The 20,507-nt window shown below is 37.5% G+C and carries 19 protein-coding genes; 8 read left to right on the top strand and 11 right to left on the bottom strand.

Going from position 1 to position 20,507, the window contains the following annotated elements:
• Window positions 1–41 precede the first annotated feature (41 nt).
• The 4 genes from AAHF87_RS06295 to pilM are packed head-to-tail and all read right to left on the bottom strand — an operon-like array spanning window position 42 to window position 3,757.
• The gene (locus AAHF87_RS06295; protein WP_342147658.1) at window positions 42–1,379 is read right to left on the bottom strand and encodes a type IV pilus secretin PilQ; all 1,338 of its coding nucleotides are present in this window, start codon (window positions 1,377–1,379) and stop codon (window positions 42–44) included.
• Complete coding sequence (locus tag AAHF87_RS06290) at window positions 1,360–2,244, bottom strand: pilus assembly protein PilP (RefSeq protein ID WP_342147657.1); 885 nt, start codon at window positions 2,242–2,244, stop codon at window positions 1,360–1,362. Before AAHF87_RS06290 ends, AAHF87_RS06295 begins: the two co-directional genes overlap by 20 nt.
• A gap of 40 nt (window positions 2,245–2,284) precedes the next feature.
• Window positions 2,285–2,815: a hypothetical protein gene (locus AAHF87_RS06285; protein WP_342147656.1), complete on the bottom strand. Its 531-nt coding sequence runs from the start codon at window positions 2,813–2,815 to the stop codon at window positions 2,285–2,287.
• A gap of 9 nt (window positions 2,816–2,824) precedes the next feature.
• On the bottom strand, window positions 2,825–3,757 hold the full coding sequence (gene pilM / locus AAHF87_RS06280) for a type IV pilus biogenesis protein PilM (RefSeq protein ID WP_342147655.1): 933 nt from the start codon (window positions 3,755–3,757) through the stop codon (window positions 2,825–2,827).
• Window positions 3,758–4,018: 261 nt separating this feature from the next.
• Here pilM and AAHF87_RS06275 point away from each other — a divergent pair, with 261 nt between their 5' ends.
• Complete coding sequence (locus tag AAHF87_RS06275; protein ID WP_342147654.1) at window positions 4,019–6,499, top strand: penicillin-binding protein 1A; 2,481 nt, start codon at window positions 4,019–4,021, stop codon at window positions 6,497–6,499.
• A gap of 2 nt (window positions 6,500–6,501) precedes the next feature.
• Here the strand turns inward: AAHF87_RS06275 and AAHF87_RS06270 are convergent, their stop codons facing one another.
• Window positions 6,502–6,936 carry a TlpA disulfide reductase family protein gene (locus AAHF87_RS06270; RefSeq protein ID WP_342147653.1) on the bottom strand — a complete coding sequence of 145 codons (435 nt, stop codon included), beginning with the start codon at window positions 6,934–6,936 and terminating at the stop codon, window positions 6,502–6,504.
• A gap of 462 nt (window positions 6,937–7,398) precedes the next feature.
• On the opposite strand from AAHF87_RS06270, the gene AAHF87_RS06265 reads away from it, so the two are divergent.
• The 4 genes from AAHF87_RS06265 to uvrD all read left to right on the top strand — a co-directional run bounded on the left by AAHF87_RS06265 (window position 7,399) and on the right by uvrD (window position 12,233).
• Complete coding sequence (locus tag AAHF87_RS06265; RefSeq protein WP_342147652.1) at window positions 7,399–8,130, top strand: ABC transporter ATP-binding protein; 732 nt, start codon at window positions 7,399–7,401, stop codon at window positions 8,128–8,130.
• A 4-nt stretch (window positions 8,131–8,134) separates the two neighbouring features.
• The gene (locus tag AAHF87_RS06260; RefSeq protein WP_342147651.1) at window positions 8,135–9,004 is read left to right on the top strand and encodes an ABC transporter permease; all 870 of its coding nucleotides are present in this window, start codon (window positions 8,135–8,137) and stop codon (window positions 9,002–9,004) included.
• A 37-nt stretch (window positions 9,005–9,041) separates the two neighbouring features.
• Window positions 9,042–9,983, top strand: coding sequence for an ABC transporter substrate-binding protein (locus AAHF87_RS06255; RefSeq protein WP_342147650.1), 942 nt, complete (start codon window positions 9,042–9,044; stop codon window positions 9,981–9,983).
• 78 nt (window positions 9,984–10,061) lie between these two features.
• On the top strand, window positions 10,062–12,233 hold the full coding sequence (gene uvrD / locus AAHF87_RS06250; RefSeq protein WP_342147649.1) for a DNA helicase II: 2,172 nt from the start codon (window positions 10,062–10,064) through the stop codon (window positions 12,231–12,233).
• 163 nt (window positions 12,234–12,396) lie between these two features.
• Here the strand turns inward: uvrD and AAHF87_RS06245 are convergent, their stop codons facing one another.
• Window positions 12,397–12,954, bottom strand: a complete 558-nt coding sequence (locus tag AAHF87_RS06245; protein WP_342147648.1) for a Smr/MutS family protein — start codon at window positions 12,952–12,954, stop codon at window positions 12,397–12,399.
• Between the two features lie 244 nt (window positions 12,955–13,198).
• Here AAHF87_RS06245 and AAHF87_RS06240 point away from each other — a divergent pair, with 244 nt between their 5' ends.
• From AAHF87_RS06240 to AAHF87_RS06230, 3 genes are read left to right on the top strand one after another with little or no spacing between them, the layout of a single operon-like run.
• A complete protein-coding gene (locus AAHF87_RS06240; protein WP_342147647.1) occupies window positions 13,199–14,368 on the top strand; it encodes a penicillin-binding protein activator in 1,170 nt (389 codons plus the stop codon).
• Entirely contained in the window at window positions 14,368–14,766 is a 399-nt protein-coding gene (locus AAHF87_RS06235) for a YraN family protein (protein ID WP_342147646.1), read from the top strand. Before AAHF87_RS06240 ends, AAHF87_RS06235 begins: the two co-directional genes overlap by 1 nt.
• Window positions 14,767–14,769: 3 nt before the next feature.
• Window positions 14,770–15,354, top strand: coding sequence for a phosphoheptose isomerase (locus AAHF87_RS06230; protein WP_342147645.1), 585 nt, complete (start codon window positions 14,770–14,772; stop codon window positions 15,352–15,354).
• Between the two features lie 11 nt (window positions 15,355–15,365).
• Here the strand turns inward: AAHF87_RS06230 and AAHF87_RS06225 are convergent, their stop codons facing one another.
• The 5 genes from AAHF87_RS06225 to AAHF87_RS06205 all read right to left on the bottom strand — a co-directional run bounded on the left by AAHF87_RS06225 (window position 15,366) and on the right by AAHF87_RS06205 (window position 20,459).
• Window positions 15,366–15,863: a spore coat U domain-containing protein gene (locus tag AAHF87_RS06225; RefSeq protein ID WP_342147644.1), complete on the bottom strand. Its 498-nt coding sequence runs from the start codon at window positions 15,861–15,863 to the stop codon at window positions 15,366–15,368.
• Window positions 15,864–16,094: 231 nt separating this feature from the next.
• Complete coding sequence (locus AAHF87_RS06220; protein ID WP_342147643.1) at window positions 16,095–16,589, bottom strand: spore coat protein U domain-containing protein; 495 nt, start codon at window positions 16,587–16,589, stop codon at window positions 16,095–16,097.
• Complete coding sequence (locus tag AAHF87_RS06215; RefSeq protein ID WP_342147642.1) at window positions 16,580–19,018, bottom strand: fimbria/pilus outer membrane usher protein; 2,439 nt, start codon at window positions 19,016–19,018, stop codon at window positions 16,580–16,582. The genes AAHF87_RS06220 and AAHF87_RS06215 overlap by 10 nt, the downstream gene beginning before the upstream one ends.
• The gene (locus AAHF87_RS06210) at window positions 18,981–19,700 is read right to left on the bottom strand and encodes a fimbrial biogenesis chaperone (RefSeq protein WP_342147641.1); all 720 of its coding nucleotides are present in this window, start codon (window positions 19,698–19,700) and stop codon (window positions 18,981–18,983) included. The genes AAHF87_RS06215 and AAHF87_RS06210 overlap by 38 nt, the downstream gene beginning before the upstream one ends.
• A gap of 270 nt (window positions 19,701–19,970) precedes the next feature.
• Window positions 19,971–20,459: a spore coat U domain-containing protein gene (locus AAHF87_RS06205; protein ID WP_342147640.1), complete on the bottom strand. Its 489-nt coding sequence runs from the start codon at window positions 20,457–20,459 to the stop codon at window positions 19,971–19,973.
• Between the last annotated feature and the right edge of the window lie 48 nt (window positions 20,460–20,507).

Below are 20,507 nucleotides of genomic sequence, written 5' to 3'. Positions count from 1 at the left end.
GTGAGTATATTAAAAAAAACTGGTAAGTAACTCTATACAACTTAGTCTTTTAAGATAGTCGGTGTTAAAAATATCCAAAGCTCGCTACGCCGGCTATTCGACCTGGTTAAGCGAAATAATCGGCCTATGAGAGGTAAAGTACCTAAAAAAGGGACCCGTTGTTCTATTTTACTCTGAGAATACTCATAGATTCCACCTAATACAACCGTTTCACCATTTTTGACGATAACTTGTGTTTTAATTCCGCGCGCTTTAATTGTTGGAGCATCAACTGCCATAAAGGTACTAGGCTGGTCTTGGTTGACCTTTAAGTCTAATATCATACGCTCATCGGGCATAATTCTAGGTGTTACCTTCAATGATAGCACTGCTTTTTTGAATATAACGTTGGTCCCACCACTCGATGCCTTTTCTTGATAAGGTATTTCAGCGCCTGCTTCTATGAATGCAGTTTGTTGATCAGCGGTAATTAAATGCGGTGTAGAAATAACTTGGGCAGCCCCCTCATTTTCTAATGCAGATAACTCTAGATCTAGGAAGGAATTTTGACCTAAACGCATCAAACGCAAGCCCAATGAGGCTGCGCCACTAATAGAATTTACGCCAGTAATAGGTAAATCCATGGTTAAATGTTGTAATAAATCAGTATTGGAATTATTCTTTTTATTTTTAAGATGAGATTTTAAAAGCTTATTAGCCGAGTGTGTTTGAGTAGAGCCAAATTGTGCTCCTAATTCTTTCTCTCTATTTTGGTCAATACTTACAATGCGTGCCTCTATCAGAATTTGACCGATAGGTTTATCTAATGCTTTAATCGACACTGCAATTTTATTCAGTTGCTCAATAGTGTCTCTAATCCACAAGCTATTAGTCGGATTATCTACGCTTACGCTACCCTGTGCCGATAAAGGCGAATTGGTTTTATCTTTCAATAATTTACTGATATCTGATGCTTTTCGATAACGAATCTGGATAAGCTTAAAAATTAACGGCGATAAATCCTTTTTTTTCTGTTGGATGTCTGAGTTCATCCGGTCTTGTTTTAACAATTGTTCAGGGGTAGTAATAAACCAACCATTAGTTATAGAACGTTTAGCAAGTCCTTGAGTTTGTAAAATGTTATCTAAGGCTTGTTCCCAATTGATATCTTGTAAATAAATACTAAATTTACCCTGAATTTTATCATCAATAATTAAATTATTTCCATGTAATTCAGACAAATACTGTAAAGCAGAACGAACCTGTATATTACGAAAGTTTAAAGAAATAGTTTCATCTATTTGCCCATGTGATAAATTTTCATAGGCAAATATCTTATTGTTAAAAACTAATATTAAAAAAAAGATTAATAAGATCTGATTACGCGGAATTTTTAACATCGGAAAACTTCTCATCGTCCATTGTCAGCTTAAATATTTTATTTTGATTATTATCTTGTATAAGAATTTCATGACTGTAAGCGCCTATAACTAACGCTCGTTCCAAACCTATATAATCACCTAGCTTAAGTTTGCAAGTTTGTTGGTTTGGCAACCCAACGATACCCCAATTCTGATCGTTACCTGATGATAAAAAACCCAACATTTTTAATTTATTTAAAGGATATTTAGTTAGATTATTAAATTTACATATAGATTTTGCGCCTGTTTTATTTATTTCTGATAAAGCTGAAATTAATTTTTTGCTATTAAAATTTTGGATATAGACTTTGAACAAAAAAACAATATTATACTTTTGATTTTTTGATAAAACATTTAATAATTTCCATCTAAATTTACTGATTACTATCAATTTATTTAATCTGCTAATTTGATATAGAAAATCTCTAATACTAATATTATTGGCGTTAAAGAAATCGCTTTCAATTTGCAATGAATTTAAGAATTGTTTTTTATTGGATAAAAAATTTATTTTATTAATTTTAAAACCTGGTGTAGTAAATTGTCCGCTCAGGATATTTAAAATAACTTGATCGATAGAATCATTATAATTTATATCGAACTTATTTCTTATATTTTTAATTTTTTCCATATAATATAAATATTTTGTAGATATTTTTAACTGATTATTTAGCTCTTTATCAAAAGATTGGAGACTCAAATAGATTTTTTCCTTTTTTTCAAGACTTGGTCTTAACCAAATGAAAAATCCTAATATAAAAATAAAACAAATACTTGATACGATTACCATAGATTTTAGGCGTATTGACCATAAATCAATTCTTGTTAAATTAGGTTTGTCCATTCTTTATTTATATTTTTAACTCCAACAATCAATGGCAACATTAGTTTTTATCCAGCATCATTTGCAGCATAAAATCTAAGTCTAAACCGCGGGATCTGTTAAGAATCCACCATTGCAATCTTTGGTCATATTTTAATTTTAAAAATTTAATAAATGCTAAGTATTCTATCTCTGAATTTGCGTGCAGGATTAAACGCAAATATGGCGAATGAAATTCGATCAAGCGTACAAAGATATCTGGCGTTATTAAAAAATTAAGGTGCCTTACAAAATCTAAGATTTTTTTAATTTGCTGATGATTGGCCTGAACAGTTTTTATAATTTTCTGCAGTTCTTTTACAGCGAATTGTAATTTTTTTACTTCCTGCACAGTAGGTGATAGTGTTTTAATCTGCAATAAAATAGTATCATAGGCTAATTGGTAGTGTTTTATCTGCTGAAGAATAAGAAGTTTTGAGATAAATAACAATATAAGACATGAGCATGAAACTCCAAACCACACCGTAAGAAATTGTCTAATTTTCAATTTATTTTGCTGTTCACGCCATGGTAACAAATTGATTTTCTTCACAAATTTTCCTTATCTTAGCGCTAAACCATAGCTTAATAATAAATTCAAAAAATTCTGTTTTAATTTATCTGTATTTAATTCAGGGAGGTGTTTAATTTGATTTTGATAGTTTAATGTTTTTACTTTTAAGCCTAAAAATCCTTCTAATTTATTTATCAAATAATTTAATAATGATATATTAGCGCCTATAAGAAAAAGTTCTCTTAAACTGCGATAAGGATAAGCTAAAGCATAGCTTTTTATGCAGCGTTTTATCTGTAATAAAGTAGATTCTTGCTCAAGGACATTGAGTAATTTTTCACAATAAACCGTTGTTTGAGAATTATTGAAAAATAATAATCCTATCTGACTTGCTCCTATATCTAATAGCATAATATTTTCTTTCATCTTCTCAGGATAAAAAAAGCAATAAGACCTTTCTAAAGCATATGAGCTCACTTCAACAGCAAGAGGAATTAAATTTGCTTGCTGAATAATCTCTAAACGAAAATCTAAATGTTGTTTACGACAAGCAACTATTAAAATATTATATTTTTCTTGGTTTTCAGATGAGGGTTCGTAAAGTTGAAAATCAAAATAAAGCTTATTTAAAGGATAGGGGATGGATTGTTGCACCAATAATTCAATAATTTCCTCAATACGCTGGCAATCAGTATGATCGATCTGCACCCATTTAGTACATACGAGAATATCTGGAATATTTACTATACAATTTCTTATATGATCTTGCTCCAGCAATGTTCTCTTTAGGATAGTAGCGATTTGATTAACAACTATAGTCTGAGAAGCTGCAGTTGGAGTAGGAATTGCTTGAATAGCGTATTGTTTAAGCTCATTATTGCGGCCTAAACTAACCCATTTGATCATGCTACTACCTATGTCCAAGCCTATGGTAGCGTCATTATTTTGCGTATTTTTAAATCTATCCTTGAAAAAATACATATTCTTTTATTTGTTGAACCTAGTATTAAATTTATTCTTCTTTTATTATGCATCTAAATAATAGATTGTCAATTACTTAATACATAGAACATGAATTACTATTTTTCCTGATGCAAATTAGCTCAAAAAAACCATCGTACTTTCTTTTAATCCAAATAAAGTGTACAAAGATCTCATTACACACTATTTTTATTTAAACCCTTGTTTAAGCGGGATGTCACTTACGCTATCATAGAGCCCAGCTAATCAACTGCTTTCATTATGAAACGATCGAATCATTTTCTCCGTAATTTTTTTTTGATGCTGTTAAGCCTTTTTATCACACTTATGGTGATAGGGAGCTTGCTTTATATTTATCTTGATAAACAACTCCCCGATGTTGAAGAATTAAAGTCGGTACAACTTCCTATCCCCATGCGGATTTACACCAGTGATGGGCAACCTATCGCTGAATTTGGAGAATTACATCGAAATCTTGTTAGATTGAATGAAGTCCCCAATCTAATGGTTAAAGCCTTTTTAGCAACCGAAGATCAACGCTTCTTGGAACATCATGGTGTTGATTTTTACGGTTTATTGCGAGCAGCAGGTGAAGTGTTACTCACAGGCAGTAAAGTACAAGGAGGAAGTACTATTACCATGCAAGTTGCGCGTAATTTTTATCTCTCTCGAGAAAAAACTTTTTTAAGAAAATTTACTGAAATTTTACTTTCTTTAAAAATCGAACGTGAATTTACTAAAGAACAAATCCTAGAACTTTATCTTAATAAGATTTTCCTTGGAAATCGTGCTTATGGTATCGCTGCTGCTGCACAGGTTTATTTTAATAAAACACTCAATCAACTCACGCTACCGGAAATGGCAACTATTGCGGGCTTACCAAAAGCTCCTTCAGCCATCAACCCCATCGTCAATCCTATTGCTGCAAAACAACGCCGCGATCATGTTTTATTGCGTATGTATGAGTTGGGTTATATCTCTAAAGCGGCTTATGAAACCGCTATCGCCACCCCTATGTTGACGCATGCACAAACGGATACGGGAGGAATGATCAAAGCGCCTTATGTCGCTGAAATGGTACGTGACATGATGTACAAAAGCTTTGGCGAGGATATTTATTTAAAAGGGTATAATGTTTATACCACGATCAATTCGGCGCAACAAATTGCCGCTGATAAAGCCTTACGGACTAGCTTATTAGCCTACGACAAAAGACATGAATACAGGAAGCCAGAAAAAAATATTGCTCCTTTAGATGCAAATAAAGTCACCCATACTTTAAATGCATTGCATCGAGTGGCTTCCATCAATGGTTTACAAGCAGCTATTGTTATTTCCGTGACTGATCAAGCTATTACTGCTCTTTTAGTCGATAATCAAATGATTTTTATTCCCTGGCAAGGTGTGGCGTGGACCATGCCTAGCCTTGACATAACTAATTTAAATCCGCCTCCTGAAGTCTTGAAGAATAAAGTTCATGTAGGCGATGTTATTCGTGTCCAGTTAGCGCAGAATAATACCTGGGAATTATCGCAAATTCCTAAAGTACAAGGCGCTTTAGTCGCATTAAATCCGCAAACGGGTGCTATTACCGCATTAGTCGGTGGCTTTGATTATAATTTAAGTAAATTTAATCGTGTCGTTCAAGCAGAACGACAGCCTGGATCGGGATTCAAACCCTTTATTTATGCAGCTGCTTTGGCTAAAGGTTATACGCTAGCAAATGTTTTTAATGATGCTCCGCTGGTATTTGATATACCCGGTCGCGATGAACCTTGGCGCCCACAAAATGACAATCATATTTTCAGTGGCCCGACGCGTTTACGCATTGCCTTAGCTAAATCCATCAACCTAATATCTGTTCGCTTATTACAAGCCATCGATGTCCCCTATGTATTAACATATGTAAAAAGATTTGGTTTTAATCAAAAAAAATTACCCCGCAATCTCTCCCTAGCACTTGGAACCGGTGAAGTCACTCCTCTAGAATTAGCTCGAGCATATTCAGTATTTGCCAATGGTGGCTTCCGAATAACTCCCTATTTAATTGATCATATTACCGATGAACAAGGTCAAATCTTGTATAAAGCAGAACCAAAAATAGCCTGTGAAGCTTGTTTGCGTGGAGAAATTGAACCTCCATTAACAGATGAAAAAGATAGCCCTTATGCGCCGCAAGTTATTCCTGCTGATATCGCTTTCCTCACCACGTCGGCTTTAAAAGATGTCATTCGGTATGGCACAGGCTCACAGGCGAGAGTGTTGAATCGAACTGATCTGGCTGGGAAAACCGGTACAACCAGTGATTATGTTGATACTTGGTTTACTGGATTTAACAGTAATTTAGTGGCGACTGTTTGGATAGGCTTTGATCAACCGAGTTCTGTGCAAGAATATGGTGCGAAGGCAGCTTTACCGATGTGGATTGATTTCATGCGCGTCGCATTAAAAGGCCAGGCTGAAAAAACTATGCCGCAACCCGCTGATATTGTAACGGCAAGTATCGATCCCGTTACCGGCAATCTATTACCTAACGGAACACCCGGCTCTATCTTAGAATATTTTCGCAAAGATGATTTAACTAGAATATCAACCCAAGAAGATACAACACCATTCAATGCGATTGATAATCCTGGTGAGGTCCCTGTAGATAACAATAATGCAGAAACTCAGGCACAAACTGAATCTCCAGCATCGGAAAAACCAGATAATAATGCGATAAGCAGTGAACCGGTTTTTTAAGCTTACAAACCAACAGCTCTTTCTAAACTGCGTTTGGTTTGAGGCCCTTCTAATACATGTCTCAATCGGCCATTAGGACCAATGACAAGCGTAGTGGGCAAGCCCGATATACCGCGTATTCCAAAATTTGCTTTGGGATCATTCACTAAAGTAGGGAATATAACGCCACTTCGTTGTATATGTTGTTGCAAGTTACCTGGATCATCATAATTAAACCCAAACATGGCAACCTGGTCAGCATGTGCTCGATAAAATGCATTTAACTCAGGTATTTCGCCCATGCAATATCCACACCACGTTGCCCAATAACTCACGACCACCCATTTACCATTATAATTAGAAAGGTTAAGATCCCTCACTATGCTGGCTCCCCATGCTAGGGTAGATACACTCAATAAAATGCTAGTAAATAGCACTAATTGAAAAATTTTACGCATAACTATCCCTCTTAAAAGAATTCAAATCGATCAATTTTGTGGCTTAACACTTAATAAGTTTATTGGATTTCAAATTGTATGATCAATCCATTAAACTTTAATTTTTGCAATAACTCAAGTGCTTAGCCTCTCGTTCAAAATTCGTGCAAACGAATAAAACCTCGAATTAAACATGGTTCATCTCATGGAATTAAGAATTTAAGTTCTTATAGTTCTTTTATTTTTCTCACAAGCTTGCTACCATGCGCGCTTACTTAGGGGTGCTTGCCTCCCGGACAAAACAAAAGCATTTTAATTGAGTTCTAGGCGAATTGGCTTTGAGAAACGGAGTTTACATAAGTAAATGAGTATTCGAAAAGACAATTCAACAACGAAATCAATTAAAAGGCGAATGTTTTTAGGGATCTAGCTGAGAAATACCCTTCTAACCTGATCGGGATAATGCCCGCGTAGGAAAAGTGTATGTTTAAATCACCCACTGTGTTGGTAAGTAACGCAAGTTTGCGCTACCAAGATAAAATTCTATTTGACCAGTTAAATTTCCATTTGGCGGCAGGACAAACCACTTGCCTATTGGGTAAAAGCGGTATTGGCAAAAGTCGTTTTCTACAACTAATTGCCGGATTAAACACCCCACGTGCACATGTCAGCACTTGCGATCAAAAAGGCGTGTTCGGCCGGCTAACTTACATGCCACAAACGAATACTTTATTACCTTGGCTAAATATTTTAAATAACGTGGTATTGGGTTACCGCCTACGACATAGCAAGCCTCCCCCTTACGCACAAGCTGGTGAATTATTAAAGCAACTAGGATTAGGTGACACCTTAAATAAATATCCAGCTCAATTATCCGGTGGGATGCAACAACGCGTTGCTTTAGCACGCGTACTCTTAGAAAAGCGGCCTATAGTATTAATGGACGAACCTTTTTCTGCCTTAGATACGATCACTCGATATCAACTACAAGAACTCACGGCGCAGGCTTTGAAAAATCATACCGTATTATTAGTCACGCATGATCCATTAGAAGCTCTACGTTTAGGACATCATATTGCGATCATGTCCGGTGAACCTGCAAAAATAAACTATATAAACTGCGAACTGAATGACTCGCCACCCCGATCACTTAATAATCCCAAATTATTACAATGGCAAGCCAAGCTTTTGCATCATCTATCTGCAGGAGCTTAAATAAATGTATCCATTTGTTGTTTTACGTAATCAGTTCATCAATGGTGTTACTCAGCTACAAAATTTACTCTCGTCCTCATGGACTTCAAAAATAACTGCCAACAAACAATTATTTTTCAGAATATATCCCTTATTTTTTCATAAATTTTGCATTCCCATTTGGTTTATTATCATTTGGGAATGTTTGATTCATATTTTACAACTTCCCAATTATATATTACCCACTCCTTTTGAAGTTTTAAAAAGTCTTATTGATCACGCCGCATTAATTACATCAGAGACTTTACCAACGCTGGTCGAAATTCTCTTAGGCTTATTTTTTGGAGTTATATTAGGTGTAACTATCGCGCTCAGTATGAGTTTATTTAGGCCATTGCATAACTTCCTACTCCCATTATTATTGGCCAGCCAAGCTCTACCTGTATTTGCCATTGCTCCCCTATTGGTACTTTGGTTTGGTTATGGAGTGATCGCTAAGATTATCACCACCACTTTTATGTTATTTTTTCCTATTACCAATAATTTTCTCGATGGCTTAAAGCAAACGCCGAAAAATTATTTAAATATGGCTGAGATGATGAATAGTAGTCGTTGGCAAATTCTCCTTCAAATCCGTATCCCTGCCGCATTACCTAATCTTGCCTCTGGCATCCGGCTTGCAACAACTATGGCCCCCTTAGGGGCGATTGTTGGAGAATGGGTTGGTTCTAATCAAGGCTTAGGTTTTTTATTGTTAAATGCTAACGCGCAGATGCAAATTGATCTCATGTTTGCCGTATTGCTGGTTATATTTTTTCTAGGAATTTTACTTTATTACCTGGTTGATACTTTAATCAAGCTGGCTCTGCCATGGACATTATTACCTTCCCATTGAAAAAAACAAATCAATCAAAAAAAGAAACTTTTTATTTATGCAAATACAAAAAAAATTTATTATTTTAATGATCTTTTTGTTATTCACTCGCACTGTCGCGGCTAAACCATTAACGTTAATCCTAGATTGGTTAGTTAATCCCGATCACGCAGCAATTTTTGTAGCAAAAGAACAAGGGTTTTTTGCTCGCGAAGGCGTACAGGTTAATATTATTGCGCCGAGTAATCCGGATGATGGTCCTAAACTAGTAGCGGCAGGGCATGCAGATTTGGCTGTTAGTTATCAACCACAATTGGTGGTACAAGCCGCAAAAGGCCTGCCGTTAATACGCGTAGCCAGTTTAATAAAACAACCTTTAAACTGTTTGATTGTAAAAAAAAATGGGCCCATTCATCAGCTTGCCGATCTGAAAGGAAAATGTATCGCCTATACATCCCATGTTGAAGGAACGATGATGTTAAGTGGCTTATTAGAAAAAGCACATTTAACGATAAACGATGTACAAACCATTAATGTGCAATATGATTTAACGCAAGCGTTACTAAGCGATCGCGTCGATGCCGTGATTAATGTGATGCGTAACGTAGAGCCTTTACAATTACAATTTGCTCATCAGCCGGTAAAAATCTTTCCTGTCGAGTTAGCTGCGATTCCAACTTATGATGAACTCATTATCATTGCCAATAAAAATAAATTATCTGATCCTCGCCTTACTAAATTTTTAACTGCTCTCGACAAAGCAACCCACTACTTACTCAATAATCCAGAAAAAAGCTGGAAAATATTTGTAAAAAACCATCCTGCTTTAAACAATGCATTAAATCATCAAATTTGGCAAACTACTTTACCTTATATTGCACAGCATCCGCTTAGTTTCGATAAAAAAGCTTATGCGAACTTTACCTTGTTTCTTCAACATAAACATATCTTATCTCAAGCTTTAACCATTGATGATTATGCAACAGAATTAGTCCATTAGATAAAATATTCTAATAATTGTATTTTTCCTCGAAAATAATCATGCAAGAAGATAGAAATTTCGTTACAATCGCCAGCTATGTCTAACCCTAATCATCCCTTACTAGAATCTTTAAATGAGGCGCAACAACAAGTCGTTGCTGCCTCGCAAAGCCATTTGTTGGTTTTAGCCGGCGCAGGTAGCGGAAAGACGCGTGTGTTAGTCCATCGCATTGCCTGGCTAATCAATGAAGAAAACATATCTCCACATAATATTCTTGCTGTAACTTTTACTAATAAAGCAGCTGGAGAAATGCGCCAACGCTTAGAAACTTTACTCGATATCCCAATCCGAATGATGTGGGTAGGTACGTTTCACGGGCTAGCTCATCGCTTATTACGTCAACATTGGGAAGCTGCTGGTTTACCACAAGCGTTTCAAATATTAGATAGTGATGATCAGTATCGCGTCATTAAACGAATTTTAGTGAGTCTAAATCTTGATGAAGCGCAATGGGCACCAAAAAAAGTGCAATGGTTTATTAATCAACAAAAAGATGAGGGAATTAGACCTAGTCAAGTACCTAATGCGAATGATCCCTATACTAAAACCTTAGTTCGCATTTACCAGGCTTACGAAGAAATATGCACTCGGAACGGTGTAATCGATTTTGCAGAATTGATTTTACGTAGCTATGAACTTTTTATTAAAAACCCAGATATTTTGCAGCATTATCAAGAACGTTTTCGACATATTTTAGTTGATGAGTTTCAAGATACTAACACTATACAGTACGCTTGGTTAAAATTATTAAGTAGTGGGAAAAACTATTTAATGATAGTTGGTGATGATGACCAGTCGATTTATGGATGGCGTGGCGCGCGCGTAAAAAACATTCAAGATTTTACACGCGATTTTCCAGATAATCAGGTGATCCGACTCGAACAAAACTATCGTTCCACCGGAGTCATTTTAGCCGCTTCCAATGCTTTAATTACACACAATGATGGCCGTTTAGGTAAAAAACTTTGGAGTAATGGTGGACAAGGTGATCTGATCTCACTTTACGGTGCGTTTAACGATTTAGATGAAGCACGATTTATTGTCAATCAAATTAAGCAAGGCTTAAAAAAAGAACTACGGCCAAATGAAGTGGCTGTTTTATATCGATCCAATGCTCAATCACGTGTACTTGAAGAAGCCTTAATTCAATCACAAATTCCTTATCGTATCTATGGCGGACTCCGCTTCTTTGAACGCGCTGAAATCAAAGATGCCTTAGCATACTTACGTTTAATTGCTAATCGTAATGATGATCCGGCTTTCGAGCGCGTAGTCAATACTCCAACACGTGGTATTGGTGATCAAACCTTACAAAGCTTACGCTTGGAAGCCCGCTCACAAGGTATTTCTTTATGGCAAGCCGCTGAACATTTATTAACTAATCAAACCTTAGCCGCGCGTGCAGCCAATGCATTAACACTTTTCATCCAGTTGATCGGCAAAATGGATGAAGACACTAAGACCTTAACGCTGGCAGAACAAACCGAACAAGTTCTGTATAGCAGTGGTTTGTTTAGTCATTACCAAAAAGAAAAAGGCGAACGCGGTCAAGCCCGCATCGAAAATCTCGAAGAATTAATCAATGCTACCAGACAATTTGTTCCTGAAGACAATAGTATTGCTATTTTGTCTGCCTTTCTTGCGCATGTTGCCTTGGAAGCGGGTGAGCATCAAGCCAATGACCAACAAGAATGCGTACAGCTAATGACCTTGCATTCTGCTAAAGGCTTAGAATTTCCCTGGGTATTTTTATGTGGGATGGAAGAAGGATTGTTCCCACATCATATGTCCCATGAAGAACCCGGTCGCTTAGAAGAGGAGCGACGACTCTGTTATGTGGGAATGACGCGTGCCATGCGCAAGTTATTTCTTAGCTATGCTGAAGTCAGGCGTTTACATGGCACCGAAAGTCATCATCGCCCTTCTCGATTTATTTCAGAAATCCCCAAAGAGCTGTTAGAAGAAGTTCGTTTGCGTACTTCTGTTATTAGGCCTACGCAAATATTAAAACCCGCAAAAAATTCCGCTCGTGATGCGATAGGTGATACTGGATTACGTATAGGACAAACCGTCACGCACGCTGCTTTTGGCGAAGGAACACTGATCGATGCTGAGGGGCGCGGCGAACATATGCGTTTACAGGTTAAATTTAACAACGCCGGTACGAAATGGTTGGTGGCAAGTTATGCCAAACTAACCGCTAAATAAATATACGCTTTGTCTGCGCACAGTCAAAAATTAATGGGTCTTTCACGGCGAGGCCGAAACGTTAGTGAGACCATGGTCATCTCTGGATTGCCACGCACCTACGGTGCTCGCAATGACGATGAATAATTTACGTGCTCGCAATGATGGAAAATGCTTTGCTGAATCATTTCGCGTGACGAATTCTACGTAATAGGACGTAAAGTGCCCCGGCCCCACCATCTCGTGCTTGCGCAGACGAGAAAGCCAATACCCATGGAATTTGCCTTAACCAGCAATTGACATGGTTTTTCAGTTTGGCTCCTGATTGTGTGAGCTTTCCTTTCCCATGAATGATGCGAACACAGTTATAACTATGTTCGCGACTGTGTAACAAAAAATTGAGCACTGCCCTGCGTGCCTGCTCTACGCTCATTTGATGTAAATCTAGATAAGCTGATTGGGATATATCACCGCCTGTTAATTGTTTAATACGTTTATGTTGTAAACCTGGCCGATTAAAAAATAATCGATCTTCAGATCCTACTATTAATCCAACTGGGTCAAGTAGAATAAGGGAAACTGGCTGCTCCTCTTTTAGGTGAATTAATTTTTCTTTTTTTAACGCCGAAATATTTTTTTTTGACCTGGGTTTTATGTGAACTGACTTGGTTCGCTTTACACCTAGCATCGCTGCTCTAAAAAACTCAAGATCCTCTTTATCCGGCGGAGGAGATTTATTCATAAGTAGACCTCTTACATAACTTGCGTAATGGACTTAATTTCATCGTTAAACGATGCTTTGCGGTCCTCATGTACTCATGTAAACTCCGGTCCTCGATTATCGTTTGCCTTGAACTAAAGCCTATTACTTGGTTATGTAAAAGGTCTAGTAAGTACCGGTTAAGCAAAATTTTCTGAAGCATTGCGTAAAAGTATTAGAATAAACTATTATTAACACTGTCGTATAAAATTTGACTGGAAGGCGTGTGTCTTTTTCATTGATGAATCGATTATGTTTAAGCCTAGGCTTTTTATTGATAAGCTTAGGTCTTACTGCTTGTGCTAGCAATTCTAGCCATGTGCCTAATCCAGTCTTATCGAACAATCAAAATCCTGCATTTTCAACCTCATCAACTCTTAGTAATAATGTAATGCAAACCATTGCCTTACTGCTGCCCCTACAAGGACCTTTAGCTAATATTGGAGTATCCGTAAAACAAGGCTTCTTGGCTGCCGCTGAAGAAAATGGATCTTCACCACGTATTATCCTCGTAGACACCAGTGTTGAATCTTCGATACAAGCCGCTTATACCCAAGCCATAGCAAAAAATGCGCAAATAATTGTCGGTCCATTACTCAAGCCTCAAGTACAAAGCATAGCCGGTTTGCAAACTAGAATTCCTATTTTAGCGCTGAACTATTTAAATTCTGATATTAGTACACCCTCTGAGTTATACCAATTTGGTTTATCGCCTCTCGACGAAGCACAACAAGCTATTAACCATGCCTGGAAAAATGGTAAACGTTCTGCACTCATCATGACTGCCAATGGCAATTGGGGATCTCAGATAGGCGAAGCGTTTGCACAACAATGGCAAGCATTAGGGGGAACCGTTGTCGGTCAACTCACCTTGTCGGAAAATCCTGCTGATATAACCAAGCAAATGCGTCATTTTCTGCATTTTAAACCTCCGCACGACAGACGCACAGACTTTGATGTCATTTTCTTAGCCAGTAGTCCGCAAATCGGTCGCCAAGTGAAACCTTTACTAAAATTCTTTTATGCCGGTGATATACCGGTTTATGCGACTGCATCGATTTATAGTGGCATACCCGGATCCCAGCGGTTGGATAAAGACCTGAATCAAATAATCTTCTGTGCTGCCCCATGGTCGCTCGCTAACAGCAGCATAGAGCCTAATCTATACCAACAATTAAAATCAGCCTCACCAGAGCGCTTTAGTCGCAACAGTAAGTATTACGCTTTAGGTATCGATGCGTTTCATATTATTCAGCAACTAGGACGTTTAAATCAGTCCCAACAACAAACACTGCAAGGCGCCACAGGAATGCTTTCATTAAATAGTCAACATCGCATCGCTCGCCAATTACCTTGCGCACAATTTCGTAATGGGAATTTAGTCCCTATCGATTAATGATGCCATCTATCGATACAAAAAAATTAGGCCAGCAAATTGAAGGTTTAGTTTGTGATTATTTACGACGGCAAAAACTTAAATTAATTGCGCGTAATTATCGGTGTCGCTTGGGTGAAATCGATTTGATTATGCAGGATCAATCCACATTAGTCTTTATAGAAGTTCGTTATCGACAGCATGGTAACTTTGGCAGTAGCTTAGAATCAGTCACTTTAATTAAACAACATAAAATCATCAAAACTGCAGAATATTACTTATTATCGCACCAGTTATTTGAAGAAATGGCTTGTCGATTTGATGTCGTCGGCGTCAAACCGAGCACAGAAAAACTAGCCAATATTTCCAAACTAGACCCAGCTCAAGTAGAATGGATAAAAAACGCATTCTCTAGGTAGGTTATGAATCTAATAGCACGTATTAAGACCCATTTTTCTGAGAGCATACGCACAAAATCGGATGCTGCGGAAACATTGCCTGAAATTATTTTGGCGGCCAGTGAGCTATTCGTTAAATGTCTCTTAAATAATAATAAAATTCTGGTTTGTGGTAACGGTGGTTCTGCGGCAGATTCACAACATTTTGCCTCTGAAATGATCAACCGTTTTGAGACCGAACGTCCGAGTCTACCCGCGATTGCTTTAACTACCGACACTTCAACCATCACTTCGATTGCGAATGACTATAGCTACAGTGAAATTTTTGCTAAGCAAATTAGAGCTTTAGGACAAGCCGGCGATATTTTATTAATTATTTCAACCAGCGGTAATTCGGAGAACATATTAAAAGCCTGTGAAGCCGCTCAAAGTCGAGATCTAAGAATTATCGCGCTCACCGGCAAAGAAGGCGGCTCTTTAGCTGGGCTGTTGAGTTCCACTGATATTGAAATTCGCGTTCAAGGCACCTCGACTGCGCGCATACAAGAAACACATTTACTCATTATCCATTGTTTGTGTGATCTAATCGATAAGCAATTGTTCGGTTGATTGCTACAAATTTAAAAAACAATCCCTACATTGACGACATCTCTATAGGAACCAATCCCCACATTTTGCTTGGGTGAGATTTGTCCATATACAGGAATTATCTGCCTGACACCGTTCCCAACAGCAAATTTGGCGTCAACACCGATAACATTGCCCCAATTAATAGTGTGCGTTGGATTTTGCGTTAAAATATATTTGATTGACGAATGTTCTGGCCCCGACATTCTGCGCAATCGAGTGGTTGCCGAATACCCCGCTCCTTGATCTAAGGTTACATAATAAGGCGTATTCAATGTACAAAGCACCTTGAGTCGCGCGGTAGAATTATTAGGGAAAGATGAATCGGGATTATAAATACCAAATATTAAAGGCGTGGCCCGAATAGTACATCCGCCGACTACGCTTACAGAAACCAACATGGATGTATCATCAGAACCGATTGCCGAAAACGCCGTATTTATCCCTGATAATAAAAATAGAAAACAAACCCATTTGCAAAATAAACGCATGATTAACCCCCTCTGCCAATAAGTGGCCAGCATTACCAGAAAATTAATCCATTTATTAACTGAGTGACAGGAAGAAACTTAAAAAAATATTGAATTTTTTTAGAGATTAGTTTAACTTCTGCAAAAAAAGGTCCTTTTCTTTGCGTTCTTTGATGTTTATAGCTAGCTTCCTCTATTAAGATTAATAGAGGAACGGCTTATTATCCAGTAATAAGCCATAGTGGTGTGAGGTTAATAAGTAACGGATACCAAAACCGCGTCTGTATAAGTCCCTGTATTGACAAATTGCGCAGCAGTAATTCGACCAAAAACCGTATAATTTCTGGTGGTTGACAATCCTATTGAGGTATAGGAATCACTCACGGTCACAGTTCCTCCAGTTGCATCACCCCAAATCGAAGTAAATGCCCCAGTAGTATATAAATTGTAATTCAAATGCACACCTGCCATATTCATAAAACGGGGAGTATAAGTTGCGCTATTTCCTTTAGCCATACTAATCACATAAGAAGCAGTAAAAATAACTAATGCTGAACAAGTCACTGCCACATTGCCATTAGCCGTTTTTAAAGTAGTGGGCACATACGTACCAAATGTGACTGCTGTGGTTGCCACTGAACATGAACAACCAAGTCCAGCACAGGTAGCATAAACAGCAGGACTATAAAAATTATAGAGAAATAAAATAATTAACAACCAATACCGTTTAGTTTTTTTTAATAACATTGCACATCTCCTAATTCGATGATTGGATCATTGGTATTAGGTAATCGCTTTGAAAAATAATATACATGATTTTCCCAACTGACTGAACCTTCTAAAAGATGATCTTTCACTTCAGGGATGTAAACTTCACCGTCATATCCTACAGGATAGCTTTCACAAGATTGATCATTAGTTAGTGTCAGCTCAGCACCTGGCGGAGCATAATTTCCACTAGGCGTTTTTAAGTGCAACTCTACACCCTGCAAATGCTTAACTGAAAACTCTGCTAAAACACCACTATGAAAATAAGGTATGACCTTTTCCTGCGTGACATCGATCTGTGTATCTAATGGCAACGTTGTCGGTTCTATTTCCACGCTATTTTCTTGATAGGGCAATAATTCAGTGATTAATAAATTTCCATTTCTATCCGTTTTACCCATGAGTTGATTTTCATAATAGACATCCACACCTGGGAAATCAGGAACTTTCACTAAAGCAAAACTTTGCGTGAGTTTACGTGCTAAAAATCCATTGCCGGCAAAATAAATAGCACTACCGCTGGCGTCTAATTCATAATCTGCTTGTCCACGACCTTGGCCTACGCGTGCTGTATAAGCTCCAATTTCATTTTGTACAGTCACATCAGCACCTGCGTAACGATTACTGTTATTACTAGCTAGGATGTTATAACCATAGCCCTTACCTAATGGGACTGGTTTAGCAAATTGCAACACATCTTGTACTTGATGATTTTGCCAAGTTGTAGCGTTATTAACATAATGATTCACATCAGGGGCAAAAACTAAATTTAGAAACGCTTGGTTAGTTTGTGAGTTACGTAAATCTCCCACAAAACCTAAGCTTAAAGAAATATTTTTGAATAAATTATGCGTATAGGTAGCGGTCAATAATCGTGCCGTCGGTGTATTAGAGATACCATTTGCTTGATTAAAATTTCGGCTATTTACCATGGTAAAACTCGTGCTTAACGATCCATAGTTTTCTAAACTGTATCCTAGAAATAATTGATTCACCACGCTCGGTGGTGATGTATTGGGTTGTGTGCCTAACTGAATATAATTTAGTGTGGTTAAGCTGGTATTAAAACCATAACTAAGCTTAGGCCCTTGGCGAATAAAACCTAAGCCCAATAAACCACCGCCACCTGAATTATTATGTCCGCCTGCCAACGCTAACGTGGCTACTCCATAATTATTTAATAAATAATTAGCCGAAAAGCCTAAGGTTTGTTGATCGAACAATACTTCGGCATGCCCACCTAAGGTTAGATTATTGGTGATGCCGCGTTGATAGGTTCCCACCGCTAAAAAACGCCCATAATCATTACTATTTACTCCATAATTATCCCTCACAAATCCTGCTTCATAGGAAAAATCAACTAAATTGGGCTTAAGTAACTGCGGGCTTGCGTAATAAGAAAAACTAACTACTTTGCTACGTCCAAGCAAATCCTGTGTAACGACATTCACGTTACCGGCTCCAGAAATCACCGGAATATTATTAAATATATAAGGACCGTTATTCACTATTTGTTGCTGGTTTAAAACACTATTCACAAAAACATCCACTGTGCTGGGAATGGCGGCTTCACCTTGATAGCCAGGTAGCGGAAAAGTCACTAAATTAGGTTGTGTTTTAAAATTTGTGGCATATTGAATACCAGCAAAACGCGATGCACCACTCCAATAAGTCGAGCCGGTAATGGCATCACCAAAACGCCAGCGCGCAATTTTTTCTGGCTGATCTAGAGTCCAGGAGGTATTTAAACGCACTAACTTACTGGATTGATTGGTTAGTAAGGTAATGTTATTCGCATATTTGTTGTACGCGAGTACATCTGCAGTTCCGACGCCTAAGCGATTAAATAAACCTAAGCCCATCAATGCTGAAAGATTGGTTTGATTGATTCCAGGAGAATTATTTCTTAAGGCAACCGCATCGTAATTGAGATAGGCGCCAGGATCTTTTGGACGCAAAGCGCCTAAGCGTCTACTCAAAGGATCAAAGGTTTGTATAGCAAATAATCGGGCAGGGGCAGTGATAGTTAACTGCATCGCATATTGATCTAATTGGTAACTAACATCGGGGTACCAATCAAGTCTATATAAATGCTCCCCATTAAATTTTAAAGGAGCATGAGAGCTAAACTGCAGCTGCCATTGGCGTAAATCACTTTCTTCAACCCAAATCTGACCAGACGCATCTTTAAAACACTGTGTAACACCAGGCAATAACGATCCATTCAGCTTGATTTCCAGCAAGAGAGGAATCATACGTTTTTTAGCTTTTACTTTGGATGCTTGTTTTGTTAAAAACTCTTTTCCTAACTTCGCGTTACTCTGTGTGCTTATTAAAGAAAAAATTATAAAACATGCAATTAATACAAATTTAAAGCCTATGCAAAGTTGATTTTTTACTTTGTCCATTAATATTTGATTTAATATCCGTATACTTAATATTAGAATCGCCTTTTACTATCCAAGAATAAGAGCATCGTGGGAAGACATGCGTAAAAGTCGAGTGCTTTTTCATTATCGGTGCTTGTGGCTCTTTAGAGACTAATTGCCATTGATTTACAAATAAGGAAACGTTGCCGTCATTGTATAGATTCAATTTAATATGATGTGCATCTAAAACCTCGGTTGACCAAACTCCATTCTCTATAATATGTTGTGGTTGTATGAACAAAGGAAGGGAGATATCCAGTAAAAAATACAGCGTTTGACCTAGTTTTTTTCTTCTAGGCTGCTGAACTTCTTTCAAGTGCACGCGATAGGCTTTTTGCACGGTATTATAAGTGGGATGTCTTAAAGCAAACCGTATAATCTGAGTTTTATGTGCAGGCAATGCAAATAACGGTGGCGTCAACAAAATGTCATGCGAGATTTTATAGATATCTTTACTCTTAGGAGTTTGTTGCCAGTCTAGTAAACTTAATTGTAATAGGCTAGGTTCATCACTTCGATTCGTAACTTTAAGTACTCCTATCCTTTGCGTAGGAGATAAAGAAAGTTGGACAGGAGTCACCTCTAAAACACTGGCGTAAACCTCAGACGTATATAGGACGACTAAAATACCAAGCTTAGCAATATAATATTTTATTTTCATTTTTTAATGATCCTTACAATCCCTTTTTATAAAATAGTCTATTCTTATTTAATTCAAAAAATGGCTATGTTACATCTCTAAATGTACTTATAAACTAAATCAATAAATTATCTGTGACTTCCAATAAATGGCCGATATCATCCTTAGAAAAGTATTCTTATCAAGTAAAAATATTTAATATAAAGTACTATTTATATGTTCCTCGGAATACCTTAAACAAGGTATACATAAGATCTTTTAATCTAATCGATTATAATAGAGTTGCTCAAATTATGGATACGTAACCGTTATTAATACAGTGTCATTATAACTACCTGTGGCAGGAACTGCACCGGCAGGTATTCGACCATAGACTGTAGCTAATTGAACGGCTCCATTACCTGTCACATTGACCGTAGTACCGGGCGGAGTATTTCCCCAGTTTGTTGCGCGCGCTGGATCTTGAAAAAGTTGATAGGTCAGTGTTCCTGAAGGTGTTCCTGTCATAACCCTGTTAGTAATGGTTGCACCCGTCCCAGTTCCTATGTTTAGACCAATGTTGTATACAGTACCAGTGTTACAAGTCACCTCGATGCTACCCGTTGCATCATTTTGGACTCCCGAATAGTTACCAAAGTTTACTGAGGTGATATTACCAAAGATACAAGTTGAATTCACTGTCGCGTTAACAGGTAAATTTGCCGTTACTGTCGCAGCAAATGCAACTGGATTGAAAAATAAAATGAATAATACAAAAAAAGCATTTTGTGCTCTAAACATAATCGACTTCCTTATCAAATAAGACCCTACAGCACCAAAGTAGCATAT

The sequence above is a fragment of the Rickettsiella endosymbiont of Aleochara curtula genome, from assembly GCF_964030935.1.
Taxonomy (GTDB): Bacteria; Pseudomonadota; Gammaproteobacteria; order Diplorickettsiales; family Diplorickettsiaceae; genus Aquirickettsiella.
This window is presented reverse-complemented; position numbering and strand designations above follow the sequence as displayed.

What these genes read in the sequence shown, in the direction of transcription:
- AAHF87_RS06295 (WP_342147658.1), bottom strand. Translation starts at nt 1,379, where the DNA reads ATGTTAAAAATTCCGCGTAATCAGATCTTATTAATCTTTTTTTTAATA.
- AAHF87_RS06290 (WP_342147657.1), bottom strand. Translation starts at nt 2,244, where the DNA reads ATGGACAAACCTAATTTAACAAGAATTGATTTATGGTCAATACGCCTA.
- pilM (WP_342147655.1), bottom strand. Translation starts at nt 3,757, where the DNA reads ATGTATTTTTTCAAGGATAGATTTAAAAATACGCAAAATAATGACGCT.
- AAHF87_RS06275 (WP_342147654.1), top strand. Translation starts at nt 4,019, where the DNA reads ATGAAACGATCGAATCATTTTCTCCGTAATTTTTTTTTGATGCTGTTA.
- AAHF87_RS06270 (WP_342147653.1), bottom strand. Translation starts at nt 6,936, where the DNA reads ATGCGTAAAATTTTTCAATTAGTGCTATTTACTAGCATTTTATTGAGT.
- AAHF87_RS06265 (WP_342147652.1), top strand. Translation starts at nt 7,399, where the DNA reads ATGTTTAAATCACCCACTGTGTTGGTAAGTAACGCAAGTTTGCGCTAC.
- AAHF87_RS06260 (WP_342147651.1), top strand. Translation starts at nt 8,135, where the DNA reads ATGTATCCATTTGTTGTTTTACGTAATCAGTTCATCAATGGTGTTACT.
- AAHF87_RS06255 (WP_342147650.1), top strand. Translation starts at nt 9,042, where the DNA reads ATGCAAATACAAAAAAAATTTATTATTTTAATGATCTTTTTGTTATTC.
- uvrD (WP_342147649.1), top strand. Translation starts at nt 10,062, where the DNA reads ATGTCTAACCCTAATCATCCCTTACTAGAATCTTTAAATGAGGCGCAA.
- AAHF87_RS06245 (WP_342147648.1), bottom strand. Translation starts at nt 12,954, where the DNA reads ATGAATAAATCTCCTCCGCCGGATAAAGAGGATCTTGAGTTTTTTAGA.
- AAHF87_RS06235 (WP_342147646.1), top strand. Translation starts at nt 14,368, where the DNA reads ATGATGCCATCTATCGATACAAAAAAATTAGGCCAGCAAATTGAAGGT.
- AAHF87_RS06230 (WP_342147645.1), top strand. Translation starts at nt 14,770, where the DNA reads ATGAATCTAATAGCACGTATTAAGACCCATTTTTCTGAGAGCATACGC.
- AAHF87_RS06225 (WP_342147644.1), bottom strand. Translation starts at nt 15,863, where the DNA reads ATGCGTTTATTTTGCAAATGGGTTTGTTTTCTATTTTTATTATCAGGG.
- AAHF87_RS06220 (WP_342147643.1), bottom strand. Translation starts at nt 16,589, where the DNA reads ATGTTATTAAAAAAAACTAAACGGTATTGGTTGTTAATTATTTTATTT.
- AAHF87_RS06215 (WP_342147642.1), bottom strand. Translation starts at nt 19,018, where the DNA reads ATGGACAAAGTAAAAAATCAACTTTGCATAGGCTTTAAATTTGTATTA.
- AAHF87_RS06210 (WP_342147641.1), bottom strand. Translation starts at nt 19,700, where the DNA reads ATGAAAATAAAATATTATATTGCTAAGCTTGGTATTTTAGTCGTCCTA.
- AAHF87_RS06205 (WP_342147640.1), bottom strand. Translation starts at nt 20,459, where the DNA reads ATGTTTAGAGCACAAAATGCTTTTTTTGTATTATTCATTTTATTTTTC.